The sequence below is a fragment of the Streptomyces rishiriensis genome (genome assembly GCF_003112535.1).
Lineage (GTDB): Bacteria > Actinomycetota > Actinomycetes > Streptomycetales > Streptomycetaceae > Streptomyces > Streptomyces rishiriensis.
On the sequence record NZ_BEWA01000027.1, the window covers coordinates 22,126 to 36,508 of the forward strand.

Annotated in this window: 10 protein-coding genes and 3 pseudogenes; 10 read left to right on the plus strand and 3 right to left on the minus strand. The window is 68.6% G+C overall.

What is annotated here, in order from left to right:
• Positions 1-29: 29 nt before the first annotated feature.
• From Sri02f_RS43915 to Sri02f_RS35980, 3 genes and pseudogenes are all read right to left on the minus strand, one after another.
• Complete coding sequence (locus Sri02f_RS43915) at positions 30-254, minus strand: hypothetical protein (protein ID WP_307721066.1); 225 nt, start codon at positions 252-254, stop codon at positions 30-32.
• A 273-nt stretch (positions 255-527) separates the two neighbouring features.
• Positions 528-908: pseudogene (locus tag Sri02f_RS43920) on the minus strand (DUF6083 domain-containing protein); the annotation flags it as partial.
• A gap of 152 nt (positions 909-1,060) precedes the next feature.
• Complete coding sequence (locus Sri02f_RS35980) at positions 1,061-1,330, minus strand: helix-turn-helix transcriptional regulator (RefSeq protein WP_067259018.1); 270 nt, start codon at positions 1,328-1,330, stop codon at positions 1,061-1,063.
• A 1,769-nt stretch (positions 1,331-3,099) separates the two neighbouring features.
• Here Sri02f_RS35980 and Sri02f_RS35990 point away from each other — a divergent pair.
• From Sri02f_RS35990 to Sri02f_RS36035, 10 genes and pseudogenes are all read left to right on the plus strand, one after another.
• Positions 3,100-4,104 (plus strand): substrate-binding domain-containing protein, encoded by a 1,005-nt coding sequence (locus tag Sri02f_RS35990; protein ID WP_055705497.1) that lies wholly within the window; start codon positions 3,100-3,102, stop codon positions 4,102-4,104.
• 5 nt (positions 4,105-4,109) lie between these two features.
• On the plus strand, positions 4,110-5,180 hold the full coding sequence (locus tag Sri02f_RS35995) for an ABC transporter permease (protein WP_167467689.1): 1,071 nt from the start codon (positions 4,110-4,112) through the stop codon (positions 5,178-5,180).
• Between the two features lie 5 nt (positions 5,181-5,185).
• Positions 5,186-6,097 carry an ATP-binding cassette domain-containing protein gene (locus Sri02f_RS36000; RefSeq protein ID WP_109005518.1) on the plus strand — a complete coding sequence of 304 codons (912 nt, stop codon included), beginning with the start codon at positions 5,186-5,188 and terminating at the stop codon, positions 6,095-6,097.
• A gap of 116 nt (positions 6,098-6,213) precedes the next feature.
• Positions 6,214-7,191 (plus strand): annotated as a pseudogene (gene iolC, locus Sri02f_RS36005) (5-dehydro-2-deoxygluconokinase).
• A 4-nt stretch (positions 7,192-7,195) separates the two neighbouring features.
• Entirely contained in the window at positions 7,196-8,068 is an 873-nt protein-coding gene (locus tag Sri02f_RS36010; RefSeq protein WP_109005519.1) for a Cgl0159 family (beta/alpha)8-fold protein, read from the plus strand.
• A pseudogene (gene iolB, locus Sri02f_RS36015) lies at positions 8,065-8,938 on the plus strand (5-deoxy-glucuronate isomerase). Before Sri02f_RS36010 ends, iolB begins: the two are co-directional and overlap by 4 nt.
• On the plus strand, positions 8,938-10,821 hold the full coding sequence (iolD, locus tag Sri02f_RS36020) for a 3D-(3,5/4)-trihydroxycyclohexane-1,2-dione acylhydrolase (decyclizing) (RefSeq protein ID WP_109005520.1): 1,884 nt from the start codon (positions 8,938-8,940) through the stop codon (positions 10,819-10,821). Before iolB ends, iolD begins: the two are co-directional and overlap by 1 nt.
• Before the next feature lie 29 nt (positions 10,822-10,850).
• Entirely contained in the window at positions 10,851-12,353 is a 1,503-nt protein-coding gene (locus Sri02f_RS36025; protein ID WP_109005521.1) for a CoA-acylating methylmalonate-semialdehyde dehydrogenase, read from the plus strand.
• 31 nt (positions 12,354-12,384) lie between these two features.
• Positions 12,385-13,368, plus strand: a complete 984-nt coding sequence (locus Sri02f_RS36030) for a TIM barrel protein (RefSeq protein ID WP_109005522.1) — start codon at positions 12,385-12,387, stop codon at positions 13,366-13,368.
• A 225-nt stretch (positions 13,369-13,593) separates the two neighbouring features.
• Positions 13,594-14,376 (plus strand): TIM barrel protein, encoded by a 783-nt coding sequence (locus tag Sri02f_RS36035; protein WP_109005523.1) that lies wholly within the window; start codon positions 13,594-13,596, stop codon positions 14,374-14,376.
• Positions 14,377-14,383 lie beyond the last annotated feature (7 nt).

Sequence of the window (14,383 nt, forward strand, 5' to 3'; positions counted from 1 at the left end):
CAGCAGGATTTCAATGCCATCGTGCGAGGTCACGACCCAGCCCTTCCATACTCGTGGTGCGTCGGGCGCGGACGACGGACGTGGTTCGGCAGGCGGTTGTGGATGTGCGCGCGGTGGAGCATGGGGTCGAAGGGCTCCCAGTCGGCCAGCGCGAGGTCCGCTGCTGACTGGGTTGCGGTGTGGGTGGAACAGCGCTGCGTGCGCCAGCGCAGCTGCTCGGCGTAAGGCAGGGCGGTGAGGTCATATACAGCCATGAGCTCACAGGGCAAGGCCAGTTGCCCCCGTGTGGCCGTAGCGGGTACCAGCCTCCAGACGCCCACGGGGCCGTCCGCAGTGAGCAGCCTCTGCGAGCAGCGGTCGCGACGCCGCGTCTGCGCCACGCACTGGATTTCGTCCACAGGTTGCGCAGCGAGGTAGCGGACATACAGGAACTGCACTACGGGTCTGGCGGGTCGGCAGCCGTCCGGTTGAGCCATTGGCCGGCTCGAAGGGGGCATTGGAGTGAACACGCCGGTGTCAATCAGGCGGCGTGTGTGCAGGGCCAGATCCCGGCGCAGCCCGTCCAGCGCGGAGGCTTCGGGCGCAGCGTCGCGAGCGGGACAGACTGGGGCGTGAGCCAGGCGGCACCAGGCTCTGCCATCGCCAGCCGGATGGGCGACACCAGAGCTTACGTGCCAACGGTAGGCGGTGGGCACCTCGGCCGCGGGCACTTCCCGGGGGTGCAGGCGGACGGGCCGCGCAAAGCTGCGGTGGTACCACTCGACCGGGTTGCCGCACTCTCGGCAGCGATCACGCTGAGCGCAGCGGAGGAGCCGACTGGGGCTGTCGTGCTCGATACGCAGTGAGCGGCGGGGGTAGGCGACAGCGGGGCTGCCGTCCCAGTGCCGCGGTGTGGATGAAGAACGCATGCGTGCGAAGGTGCCAGGCAACACGCCGCATCCACAGCGCCGAGGCTGGAGGGTCCCTCGAACAGCCCCATTCCATGAAACGCACGTTCGAGTTGTCGATCAGAGATTCGTGTCGCTTCGCCGGTCCGGGTGATTGGCGCGAGCCCTCCCAGTCAACGGTCAGCGCCGGTCGGCCCCGGGGGCTCGTGCCCCTCACACACGGCTCCGAAGAGCTCGTCGAGCGGAGTGCTCAAGGCATGGGCGAGGGCGTGCCAGGTCTTGAGAGTGCCGATGGTGCGTCCCTGCTCGATCTCGATGAGGGTCCTTCTGGCCAGGCCGCTTCGATCAGCGAGCTCGTCATAGGTCCAGCCGCGCGCCGCCCGCAGCCGCGCAAGCTCCAGACGCAGCGCCTCGAAATCCGGGTCGGGCGGGAGGATCGTCACCCGACAATCCGACGGTGCAGACCACTGCCCTGTCAGTGCAGACCTCTGCCCTATTTCTGCAGGTGACGCCATCAAGTGAAGGGCAGAGGTCTGCACTACCGTGTGCGGGCCACCCCACCCTCCGCGGGTACAGCGCAGACATGACGGGAGGAACACGCCCCCCATGAGGCTTTGCACGACGCGACCCGGCGTCCGGCGCGCCTGGACCGTGGAACTGCGCCCGCAGCCCGGCGGACCGATCCTCGTATGCCAGCAGTGCTCCCGCAGCGACCGACTGCTCAGTGGCACGTCCGCTCGGTCGGAGCTCCTGGCCCACCTGGCACGACACGCTCGCCGCGATCTCCTCCCTGCTCACCTTCGTACCTGCCAGTGCCACGAGCGCGGCTGCAGCTGGCACCCGCGCCATCGAGGCTGTGGTGGGCCCATCCGGCTCGTGCTCGCACGCGAGCGAGGCGGACGGCTGTGGCGCCTCGCGGACGCGTGCACGGCCTGCGCCGCCGCCACGTCACAAGCGGCCGTCGTTCCCGACACGTTCATCAACGCTGCGACGGCGCCGCCGGCGCATGCGGACATCCGTCGAAAGCACCGAAGCCCCAGAGGCCCGGACAGGCAGACCCGGGTGCGGGAGATGCTCAACTACCTCGCCTCCGCGCTGCCGACTGAGACCCGACCTGCCGCCCGACTGATCGCCCTGCAATGCGCCTTACGCATGAACGACTCGGCTCAAGTCCGCTTGCCGCTCGGGGGACTGCGCAGCCTTCGATTGGAACCTGCCACGGATCCTGGCGGGATCTCCACCAGGCACGATGGCTATGCGCAACCCTGCCCACGTCGCGCTCCAGCGCACGCGCTGTAGTCATCCAGCTCCTCGACGTCGGGCTCTTCGCCCAATGCCCGGCCCGTCCCGACCGGCTCGCTGCCGCAGACTGGGCGCTGCGAGCCGCTTGCGGCATCCGCATGGACTGCGCCCCGTTTTCCCAGCTCATTGCCATGTGTATCAAGGCCCATACCGCTCCCGAGAGCACCCATGGAACAGCTGAAGTGGATCAGCTGGCACGCGAGTGCGGGCTGGCCGCAACGGATTTCACGGATGCACTTGACCAATTGACGGCCGCAGGACACATCAGCTCCTGGAGCGTGCAGCCGGCGTCGGGAGATCTGTACTGGACACTGACAGAGCCCGGCGAGCGTGGATGCGAAGGAACGACTCGTCGGTGACTGGCAGACGTCGACGGTCCGTCACACGCCGACACCGTTGTCATCGGAGGCATCGCGGTGCCGGGCGATCGGCCGACAGGTCGACCCCGTTGGGCATCGGCACCCGTAGCTCCGCTGGACCACGACATCCCGGGTCAGAGTGGGGGACAGCCTCAGCCGGCGCTCGACGAGATGGCCGATCAGGTTCACCACTGACGCTTCGTCCGTCAGCGCGGTCCTTTCCGGACGCCGGATCGAGCGGCATGAAGAGGAGCGCACGCCCGACATCCTCGAGATCACGTCGGCGGCCAGGCAGTCCATGTTGTCGATACGTCCTGACAAACCTCTTGACACCGCCGACAGGGCATTCGATAGTACGGGCATCTAGAACGTACTAGTAGCACGTTCTAGAGGCTGCCGAGCCGCACACACCCGATGGCTGCCGCAGACGACACGTTCCGCCGCACACGGCGTTCTCATCAACCGCTCGCCCGCGTCACTCGGCCGGGCGCGGCCCTCCCGAGGCCGGAACCCCATTCCCACCCTGATCAGCACAGCGAGGTGCAAGGGACATGCACAGACACCACAGAGCCGCCGCACTGGCCGCCACCGTTCTCACCGGCGCTCTTCTCGCCACCGGCTGCTCCAGCAGCTCAGGCGGCAAGAAGTCCGAGGAGACCGCGAACGGCGCGTCGGCGGGCAAGGCCACCACTCCCCGCATGACCGTCGCGCTGGTCACCCACCAGGCCCCCGGCGACACCTTCTGGGACACCGTCCGCAAGGGCGCCGAGGCCGCCGCGGCCAAGGACAACATCAAGCTCATCTACTCCGCCGACCCCAACGCCGGCAACCAGGCCAACCTGGTGCAGAACGCGATCGACCAGAAGGTCGACGGCATTGCCGTCACGCTGGCCAAGCCGGACGCCATGAAGTCCGTCCTGGCCAAGGCGGAGCAGGCCGGCATACCCGTGACCGGCCTCAACGCCGGCCTGAGCCAGTGGAAGAGTCTGGGCCTCCTGGAGTACTTCGGCCAGGACGAGACCGTGGCGGGCGAGGCGTTCGGCAAGAAGCTCAATGACATCGGCGCCAAGCACGCCGTCTGCGTCGTCCAGGAACAGGGCAACATCGCCCTGACCCAGCGCTGCGACGGCGTGAAGAAGACCTTCTCCGGCAAGACCGACGTCCTCTACGTCAACGGAACCGACATGCCGTCGGTGAAGTCGACGATCACCGCCAAGCTCTCGGCAGACAAGTCCATCGACGAGGTGGTCACGCTTGCCGCGCCGATCGCGCTGACCGCCACGCAGTCGGTCTCGGACGCCGGCAGCAAGGCGAAGGTCGCCACCTTCGACCTCAACAAGGACCTCATCAAGGCCATCCAGGAGAACTCCATCCAGTTCGCCGTCGACCAACAGCCCTACCTCCAGGGCTACCTGGCCGTCGACGCGCTGTGGCTCTACAAGAACAACGGCAACTACAGCGGCGGCGGTGAACAGCCCGTGCTGACCGGCCCTGCCTTCGTCGACAAGTCCAACGTCGACAAGGTCGCCGCCTTCGCCGCAAAGGGAACCCGGTGACGAGCATGACCCAGCATGCCGAGCCGGCGGTGACCTCACCGCCGGCCCCCGGCCTCAAGGACACCGACGGGCGCAGCGCCGAACGGTCCATGATCGTAAGGCTGTTGGCCCGCCCCGACGTGGGCGTCTTCCTCGGTGCCGTGGCCGTCTACGTGTTCTTCCTGATCGCGGCGCCGCCGGTGCGCGACGCCAGCTCGATGGCGAACATCCTCTACCAGTCCTCCACCCTGGGCATCGTGACCGTCCCGGTGGCACTGCTGATGATCGGCGGCGAGTTCGACCTGTCGGCCGGCGTCGGGGTGATCACCTCGGCGCTGACCGCGAGCATGACCGCCTACCAGCTGAGCATGAACGTCTGGGTCGGCGTCATCGCCGCCCTGATCGCGTCGCTGGCGATCGGCTTCTTCAACGGCTGGATGGTCGTCAAGACCGGACTGCCGAGCTTCCTGGTCACCCTGGGCAGCTTTCTGATCCTGCAAGGGGTCAACCTCGCGGTGACCAAGCTGGTCACCGGCAACGTCGCCACCGACGACATCAGCACCATGGACGGCTTCGACCAGGCCAAGAAGGTCTTCGCCTCCAGCTTCGACATCGGCGGCGTCCAGGTGAAGATCACCGTCTTCTGGTGGCTGTTGTTCGCGGCGATCGCCACCTGGGTGCTGCTGCGCACCAAGTACGGCAACTGGATCTTCGCGGTCGGCGGCAACAGGGAGTCGGCCCGCGCGGTCGGCGTTCCGGTCGCCTTCACGAAGATCTCGCTGTTCATGCTGGTCGGCGTCGGCGCCTGGTTCGTCGGCATGCACCAACTGTTCTCGTTCAACACCGTGCAGTCCGGCGAGGGCGTCGGCATCGAGCTGATCTACATCTCCGGCGCGGTGATCGGCGGCTGCCTGCTGACCGGCGGCGCCGGCTCGGCGATCGGCCCGGTCTTCGGCGCGTTCATGTTCGGCATGGTGCAGCAGGGCATCGTCTACGCCGGCTGGAATCCCGACTGGTTCAAGGCCTTCCTCGGCGTCATGCTCCTTGGCGCCGTCCTGATCAATCTGTGGGTCCAGCGCACAGCGACCCGGAGGTGACCCGAATGACAACCAACGAAACCGGCACCCACGGCGCTGTCCTCGCGGACAGGGCCCCCGAGAAGGACTCCCCGGTCGTCGAACTGCGCAACGCGGGCAAGGCGTACGGCAACATACGTGCCCTGCACGGGGTGAGCCTGACGGTGCATCCCGGCCAGGTGACCTGTGTGCTCGGCGACAACGGCGCCGGCAAGTCCACTCTCATCAAGATCATCTCCGGACTGCACCAGCACACCGAGGGCGAGTTCCTCGTCGACGGCGAACCGGTGCGCTTCTCCACCCCGCGCGAGGCGTTGGACAAGGGCATCGCGACCGTCTACCAGGACCTCGCCGTGGTCCCGCTGATGCCGGTGTGGCGCAACTTCTTCCTGGGCTCCGAGATGACCAAGGGCCCCTGGCCGTTGCGCCGCCTGGACATCGAGAGGATGAAGAAGACCGCCGACCACGAACTGCGCGAGATGGGCATCGTCCTGGACGACCTCGAACAGCCCATCGGCACCCTCTCCGGCGGTCAGCGCCAGTGCGTGGCCATCGCCCGCGCCGTCTACTTCGGCGCCCGCGTCCTGATCCTGGACGAACCCACCGCCGCCCTGGGCGTCAAGCAGTCCGGTGTCGTCCTCAAGTACGTGGCCGCCGCCCGCGACCGCGGACTCGGGGTCATCTTCATCACCCACAACCCGCACCACGCCTACATGGTCGGCGACCACTTCAGCGTGCTGCGCCTGGGCACGATGGAACTCTCCGCCGAGCGCAGCCAGATCACGCTCGAGGAGCTGACCAACCACATGGCGGGCGGCGCCGAACTCGCCGCGCTCAAGCACGAGTTGTCCCAGGTCCGCGGCGTCGACGTCGAGGAACTCCCCGAAGAGGCCGACCTCACCGCACCCGTGGCAGTCACCAAGGAAGCCGCCTCCTGACAACCGTGGCGGCCAGCCCGGCCCACACGTCTCCGCCACCGACGGGCGCAACCGGCTCAGACGCCAAGTCCACCTCTCCACCCCCGGAGTCTCCGGAGCGAAGGGAAATCAGTGTCATGCCGTTCGAAGTGCTGACCATTGGCCGCGTGGGAGTGGATGTCTATCCACTTCAGACCGGCGTGGGGCTGGCGGAGGTCACCTCGTTCGGCAAGTATCTCGGGGGTAGCCCGACCAATGTGGCGGTGGCCGCGTCCCGGTACGGGCACTCCTCGGCTGTGATCACAAAGACGGGCAGGGACCCGTTCGGGGACTTCGTCCGACAGGCACTGGAGAGCTACGGCGTCGACAGCCGGTTCGTCGGTACGTCGGACATCGCACCGACGCCGGTGACCTTCTGCGAGATCTTCCCACCGGATGACTTCCCGCTGTACTTCTACCGGCTCCCGAAGGCCCCCGACCTGGACATCACCGCTGGTGAGCTGGACCTGGGGGCAGTACGGGACGCGGCGGTCCTCTGGGTGACAGGTACCGGGCTCAGCGAGGAACCGAGCCGCTCGGCCACGTTGGCCGCCCTCGCTCACCGGGGCAAGGCGGGGACGACGGTCTTCGACCTGGACTGGCGGCCGATGTTCTAGGCCGACCCGAACCAGGCGCGCGGGTTCTACGCGCAGGCCCTGCGGCACACGACGGTTGCTGTGGGCAACCTTGACGAGTGCGAGGTGGCCACCGGTGAGCGTGAGCCGTATGCGGCGGCGAAGGCGCTACTGGCCGCCGGAGTGGAGCTGGCCATAGTCAAGCAGGGCCCCAAGGGGGTCCTGGCCATAGACCGGGACGGTGCTACCGCCGAGATCCCGCCGGTTCCGGTGGAGGTCGTCAACGGGCTCGGCGCCGGAGACGCCTTCGGCGGCGCGCTGTGCCACGGCCTGCTGTCGGGCTGGGACACCCGCCGCACCGTGATCTTCGCCAACGCCGCCGGCGCCATTGTCGCGAGCCGACTTTCCTGCTCCGACGCGATGCCGACCGAGGCCGAGGTCGACGCCAAGCTCGGCGAGGCGGCCGGAACATCCACCAACGACTCCCAGCAAGAGGTGTGACGACGTGCTGTCCGAGAATGTGAGCCGGATCGTGAACGCCCGGGTGGGCGACCCCGGCGCCGTCGCGGCCGCCGCAGCGCGCCGGGTGAAGGCTCCCTCCCTGCTCGGCGAGCACGGCAAGGCGATGATCATCGCCGCCGACCACCCTGCCCGCGGCGCCAACGGCGTCGGCGGGGACCCGAATGCGATGGCGGACCGGTTCGAACTGCTGGAGCGCCTGTGCATCGCGCTGGAACGGCCCGGCGTGACCGGTGTCCTGGGAACCGCGGACATCCTCGAGGACCTGCTGCTGCTCGGCGTGCTGGACGGTAAGAGCGTCTTCGGCTCCATGAACCGGGCGGGCCTGGCCGGGTCGGTGTTCGAGATCGATGACCGGTTCACCGGCTACGACGCCGCCACGATCGCCGCGATGGGCTTCGACGGCGGCAAGATGCTCACCCGCATCGCGCTGGGCGACCCCGCCACACCGGCCGCCCTGGAGAACAGCGCCCGAGCGATCGACGAGCTCAATGACCGTCAGCTCATCGCGATGGTCGAGCCGTTCCTGTCCGCCTGGCAGGACGGGAAGATCCGCAACGATCTGTCCACCGATGCCGTCGTCAAGTCCGTCACCATCGCCTCGGGGCTCGGCCGGCGTACCGCCTACACCTGGCTCAAGCTTCCGGTGGTGGAGGACATGGGACGGGTGCTGGCCTCTTCCACCCTCCCGGCGCTGCTGCTGGGCGGCGAGGTCAAGGACGCGGACGCGGCCTTCGCCTCATGGGGCAAGGCGCTCAAGCAGCCGACCGCGCAGGGGCTCGTCGTGGGCCGGTCTCTGCTCTACCCCTCGAACGGTGACGTCGCCGGTGCGGTGGACAAGGCGGTGAGCCTGCTGTGAGCAAGTACCACCTGCCGTCGGGGGCTTCTTCCGATGGCCCCTATGACCTCCTGGTCACGCCGGAGTCGGCGGGCTGGGGATACTCCGGCCTGAGGATCCTGACCCTCAGGCCTGGCGAGGCACACGCCGTGTCCACCGGCGACTCCGAGTTCCTGGTCCTGCCGCTGACGGGCTCCTGCACCGTCAGCACGGCCGGCAGCGTCTTCGAACTCACCGGTCGGACAGGCGTGTTCGCCTCGGTCACCGACTTCGCCTACCTCCCCCGCGAGTCGGAGGCTCTGATCAGCAGTGCGGCCGGCGGCCGGTTCGCACTGCCCAGCGCCCGTACCGGGCGGAGCTCACTCTCCGCCCGGTACGGGTCCAAAGAGAACGTGCCCGTGGAACCTGCGCGGTGCCGGGGCCTGCTCAAGGCAGGTGAACAACTACTGCCTGCCGGGTACCTTCGAGGCCGAGCAACTGCTGGTCTGCGAGGTCCTCACACCCGGCGGCAACTGGTCGTCGTATCCGCCGCACAAGCACGACCAGGCCCGGCCCAGCCAGCAGTCGGAGCTGGAGGAGATCTATTACTTCGAGGTCTCCGGCGGCGAGAGCGGCTTCGGCTATCAGCGGGTGTACGGGACCAACGAGCGGCCGATCGACGTGCTGGCCGAGGCGCGTTCCGGGGACGCGGTGCTGATCCCGCACGGCTGGCACGGTCCGTCCGTCGCCGCGCCCGGCTACGACCTCTACTACCTCAACGTCATGGCCGGTCCCGGCCCAGACCGTGCCTGGCTGATCTGCGACGACCCCGCCCAAGGCTGCGTGCGTTCGACCTGGGACGCCCAGGACATCGATGACCGGCTGCCGTTCGCGGCCGAGGAGAACCACTGATGAACACGATCAGACTGACCACGGCTCAGGCCCTGGTGCGTTTCCTGGCGAACCAGTACAGCGAGCGCGACGGACGGGAGCAGCGCCTCATCCCCGGGGTGTGGGGGATCTTCGGGCACGGCAACGTGGCCGGCATCGGCCAGGCGCTGCTGCAGGCGGCCACGACCGGCGAGGCCGACCTGCCCTACTACCTCGCCCGCAACGAACAGGGCATGGTCCACGCCTCGGTGGCCTACGCCAAGATGCGCGACCGACTGGCCACCTTCGCCTGCACCGCCTCCACCGGGCCGGGTTCGACGAACATGATCACCGGCGCGGCGCTGGCCACCACGAACCGGCTGCCGGTCCTGCTGCTGCCCTCTGACATGTTCGCCACCCGCGCCGCCGACCCGGTGCTGCAGCAACTGGAGGACACCCGCGGCGGGGACGTCACCGTCAACGACGCCTTCCGCGCCGTATCGAAGTACTTCGACCGCATCTCGCGGCCCGAGCAGCTCATCCCGGCCGCCCTTGCGGCCATGCGGGTGCTGACCGACCCGGTCGAGACAGGTGCCGTCACCCTCGCGTTGCCGCAGGACGTGCAGGCCGAGGCGTACGACTGGCCGGTGTCGTTCTTCCGGCGGCGGGTGTGGCACGTGGGCCGCCCGGTGCCGGAGGCGGCCGCCGTCGAGCGGGCCGCCCGTCTGCTGCGCAATGCCCGCAAGCCGCTGATCGTGGCGGGCGGCGGTGCCGTGTACTCCGGTGCGGAGACCGTGCTGCGCGCGTTTGCCGAAGCCACCGGGATCCCGGTCGCTGATACCCACGCCGGCAAGGGCGCCGTCCCCTGGGACCACCCGTACGCGGTCGGCGGCATCGGATCGACGGGGTCGTACGCGGCGAACGAGCTGGCGCGTGAGGCTGACGTCGTCGTGGGTATCGGCACGCGGTACTCGGACTTCACCACCGCCAGCCACACCGGCTTCGGCAATCCGGACGTCACCTTCGTCAATCTCAACGTGGCCCGCCTGGACGCCGTCAAGCACTCGGCGGAGCCGTTGGTCGCCGACGCCCGGCTCGGCATCCAGGCCCTCTCCGGAGCGCTGGACGGCTGGGAGGTCGAGGAGACCTACCGCCGTCACATCCGCCGGCTGATCGCCCGGACGCGGCAGATCGAGGACGAGTGCTTTGCTCCCGAGCGGAACACCAGTGATCTGCCCGCCCAGACGCAGATCCTCGGCGCCCTGAACGAGGTCCTCGGCGACCGTGACGTGGTCATCAACGCTGCCGGCTCCATGCCCGGCGACCTGCAGCAGCTGTGGCGCGCCAGAGACCCGAAGGCTTACCACGTCGAATACGCCTATTCCTGCATGGGATATGAGGTCGCCGCCGGTGCCGGTGCCAAGATGGCCGACCCGACCCGCGAGGTCGTCGTGCTGGTCGGCGACGGCTCGTACCTGATGATGGCCCAGGAGATCGTCACCATGGTCTCCGAGGGACTGAAGGTCATCATCGTGCTTGTCCAGAACCACGGCTTCGCGTCGATCGGTTCGCTGTCCGAGTCACTCGGCAGCCAGCGCTTCGGCACCAAGTACCGCTTCCGCGACGGTGATTCGGGCCTACTGGATGGCGACGTCCTCCCGGTCGACCTCGCCGCCAACGCCTCCTCCCTCGGCGCGGACGTCCTGCACGCCACGTCGGTGGAGGAGTTCCGGGCGGCGATGGAGAAGGCCAAGGCCGCCACCCGCACGACCGTCGTCCACGTCGAGACCGACCTCTACGGCCCCAACCCGCCTGGCCACGGCTGGTGGGACGTCCCCGTCAGCCAGACCTCCGCTCTCGACACCACGCGCTCCGCTTACGAGACGTACGCCGCTCAGAAGCAGAACCAGCGCCACTACCTGTAAGTCCCGTCCCCGAAAAGGAAACCCGCACCGTGACCACCATCCAGCACTGGATCAACGGCGCTCCCGTCCAGGGCACCGCCACGGCCACCCAGCCGGTCTTCAATCCGGCCACCGGCGCCGAGCAGGCCCAGGTCGTCCTCGGCGGCGCGGCCGACGTGGACGCGGCCGTCCAGGCTGCCTCTGCCGCCTTCGAGACCTGGTCGGAATCGTCGCTCACCCAGCGCACGCAGGTGATGTTCGCCTTCCGCCAGCTGCTCCTCGAGCACGAGGAGGAGCTGGGCAGGATCATCTCCGCCGAGCACGGCAAGACCGTCGACGACGCCCGCGGCGAGATCACCCGGGGCCGCGAGGTCGTCGAGTTCGCCTGCGGCCTCGGCGACATCCTCAAGGGCTCCTTCTCCGACCAGGTCTCGCGTGGCGTGGATGTGCACAACTTCCGCCAGCCCCTCGGCGTCGTCGCCGGCATCACCCCGTTCAACTTCCCCGCGATGGTGCCGCTGTGGATGCACCCCATGGCCATCGCCACCGGCAACACCTTCATCCTGAAGCCGAGTGAGCGCGACCCGTCGGCCGCGAACTTCGTCGCCGAGCTGTATAAGAAGGCCGCACTGCCCGACGGTGTCTTCAACGTGGTGCACGGTGGCAAGGACGCGGTCGACGCGATCCTCACCCACCCCGGCATCGAGGCCGTCTCCTTCGTCGGGTCGACGCCGATCGCCAAGTACGTGCACGAACAGGCCACCGCGCACGGCAAGCGCGTCCAGGCCCTCGGCGGCGCCAAGAACCACGCCGTCGTCCTGCCCGACGCCGACCTCGAATTCGCCGCCAACCACATCACCGCCGGCGCCTACGGCTCCGCCGGCGAGCGCTGCATGGCCGTCTCCGTCGCCGTCGCCGTCGGCGACGCCGCCGACGGACTCGTGCAGGTGCTGGAGCGCAAGGCCCGCGAGGTGAAGGTCGGCCCCGGTGACCAGCCCGGCACCGAGATGGGGCCGCTGGTCACCAAGGCCGCCCAGGAGCGCGTCGAGAGCTCGGTCGGCGTCGCCGCCACCCAGGGCGCCACCGTCGTCGTCGACGGCCGCGGTCTCAAGCTCGACGACCCCGCCTACGCCGAGGGCTTCTTCACCGGCCCCTCCCTCCTGGACCACGTCACCACCGAGATGGCGGCGTACAAGGAGGAACTCTTCGGCCCGGTGCTGGCGATCCTCCGAGTCGAGACCCTGGACGAGGCGATCGACGTCATCAACGCCAACCCCTACGGCAACGGCACCGCCCTGTTCACCGCCTCCGGCGAAGCAGCCCGCCGCTTCCAGCGCCACATCAAGGTCGGCATGATCGGCATCAACGTACCGGTGCCCGTCCCGATGTCCTACTACTCCTTCGGCGGCTGGAAGGACTCCCTCATCGGCGACTCCCCCATCCACGGCCCCGAAGGCATCCGCTTCTACACCCGCCCCAAGGTCGTCACCACTCGCTGGCCCCAGCCCAAGCAGCAGGTCAGCGCGGGCTTCACCTTCCCCACCTCCAACTGAGTTTTCCGTGCCGCTCTCCGAAGGACACACCATGGCAACGGCGCCACCTCCCTTCCGCACCACTGCGGGCAACCTCTGCCTGGGCTCGGCCCCCGACTCGTGGGGCGTCTGGTTCCCCGAGGACGAGCACCAGGTGCCGTACACCCGCTTCCTCGACGAACTCGCCCAGGCCGGCTACGAGTGGCTGGAGCTCGGCCCCTACGGCTACCTCCCCACCGACCCGCAGCGCCTCAAGGACGAACTCGACGCCCGCGGCCTGCAGGTCTCCGGCGGCACCGTCTTCGGTGCGCTGCACCGCCCCGAGGCCTGGGACGACATGCTCGCCCACGTCCGGCAGATCGCCGGCCTGACCGCCGCCGCCGGCGCCCACCACCTCGTCTTCATCCCGCCCATGTTCCGGGACGAGAAGACGGGCGCGTTCACCGAGTCGCCCGAGCTGACCGCCGAACAGTGGGCGGGCTTCGGCAGGGCCGCCGACCGGCTCGGCAAGCTGCTGCTCGACGAGTACGACGTACGCCTCGTCATCCATCCGCACGCCGACAGCCACATCCAGACCCAGCCCGAGATCGAACGGCTGCTGAACGAGTCCGACCCCCGCTACACCAACCTCTGCCTGGACACCGGCCACGTCGCCTACGGCGGCGGCGACAACCTCGACCTCATCCGCCGCTTCGGCGAACGCGTCGGCTACGTCCACATCAAGCAGATGGACCCCGCCGTCCTGGCCCAGGTCGCCGCCGAAAACCTCTCCTTCGGCGAGGCCGTCAAGCGCGGGGTGTGCGTCTCCCCGCCCGCCGGCGTGCCCAACCCCGCCGACATCGTCACCGCACTCGCCACCCTCGACGCCGAGCTGTTCGTGATCGTCGAACAAGACCTCTACCCCTGCGCACCCGAGGTGCCGCTGCCCATCGCCGTCAGCACGCGCGAGCACCTGGCCGGCTGCGGCCTGACCGGCACCCGACGCCCGAGACTGACGCTCCCTGCCGACGAGCAGCCGAGCAGAGCCCCCGAGTAACCAAGCCACCGGCTCGCGCGGTGGCCGGCCCATGGGGACCCCCGGCGCAGTTGACGCGCCGTGGCGGGCTTCTACGCGGTGCCGACGGCTTCCGCGCGAGATTGCTAGAACGTTACAGGCTTCATGGCCACCGGACACTTGACAGCGGCTCATGGTGACTGGCGTACTGGTCAGAGTATATAGAACGTTCTAGTTTCCGGTCGTCCGGAGATGAGGAGAACCACGATGTACGCACTGGCGGTCTGTGCGGAGATGGTCTTCCGCGACCTTCCGATCGAGGAGCGGGCACGGCGTATCCACGAGGCCGGTTTCCAGGTCGAGATCTGGGACTGGACGAACCACGATCTCGATGCCCTCGCCCGCTCGTCCGCCGAGATCGTCTCGATGACGGGGTACGTGAGCGGCAGCCTCACCGAGGACGACGGCGCCGCCGAACTGCTGCGCACGGCCGAGGAGTCACTCAAGGCGGCCGAGCACCTGGGCTGCACTCGCCTGAACCTCCACGGAACCGGTCTGGACAGCCAGGGGCTGCCCGTGGTGCCGGTACCCGGGGAGCCCACCGGCGCGATGTGGATGGCCGCGCACCGCACACTCACCCGGATCGCCGAGCTCGGCGAGAACGCCGGGGTCATTTTCACCCTGGAGAATCTCAACACCGCCGTCGATCACCCCGGGGTGCCCTTCGCGAAGGCTGCCGACACCCTGGCGCTGGTTGCCGCCGTGAACCGGCCCGGTCTGCGCATGAACCTGGACCTGTACCACGCCCAGATCGGCGAGGGAAATCTGATCGAGCTGGTGCGCCGCGCCCACGGCGCGGGACTCATCGGTGAGATCCAGGTGGCGGACGTGCCGGGCCGCTGCGAACCCGGCACGGGAGAGATCAACTACCCGGCCGTCGCCCGGGCCCTCGCAGACATCGGCTACGACGGCACCGTCGCCATGGAGGCATGGGCATCCAGCGACAGCGAGGCCGCTCTGGAACGCTTCCGGGCCGCCTTCACCGTCTGACAGGAGC

What these genes read in the sequence shown, in the direction of transcription:
- Sri02f_RS43915 (WP_307721066.1), bottom strand. Translation starts at nt 254, where the DNA reads ATGGCTGTATATGACCTCACCGCCCTGCCTTACGCCGAGCAGCTGCGC.
- Sri02f_RS35990 (WP_055705497.1), top strand. Translation starts at nt 3,100, where the DNA reads ATGCACAGACACCACAGAGCCGCCGCACTGGCCGCCACCGTTCTCACC.
- Sri02f_RS35995 (WP_167467689.1), top strand. Translation starts at nt 4,110, where the DNA reads ATGACCCAGCATGCCGAGCCGGCGGTGACCTCACCGCCGGCCCCCGGC.
- Sri02f_RS36000 (WP_109005518.1), top strand. Translation starts at nt 5,186, where the DNA reads ATGACAACCAACGAAACCGGCACCCACGGCGCTGTCCTCGCGGACAGG.
- iolD (WP_109005520.1), top strand. Translation starts at nt 8,938, where the DNA reads ATGAACACGATCAGACTGACCACGGCTCAGGCCCTGGTGCGTTTCCTG.
- Sri02f_RS36030 (WP_109005522.1), top strand. Translation starts at nt 12,385, where the DNA reads ATGGCAACGGCGCCACCTCCCTTCCGCACCACTGCGGGCAACCTCTGC.
- Sri02f_RS36035 (WP_109005523.1), top strand. Translation starts at nt 13,594, where the DNA reads ATGTACGCACTGGCGGTCTGTGCGGAGATGGTCTTCCGCGACCTTCCG.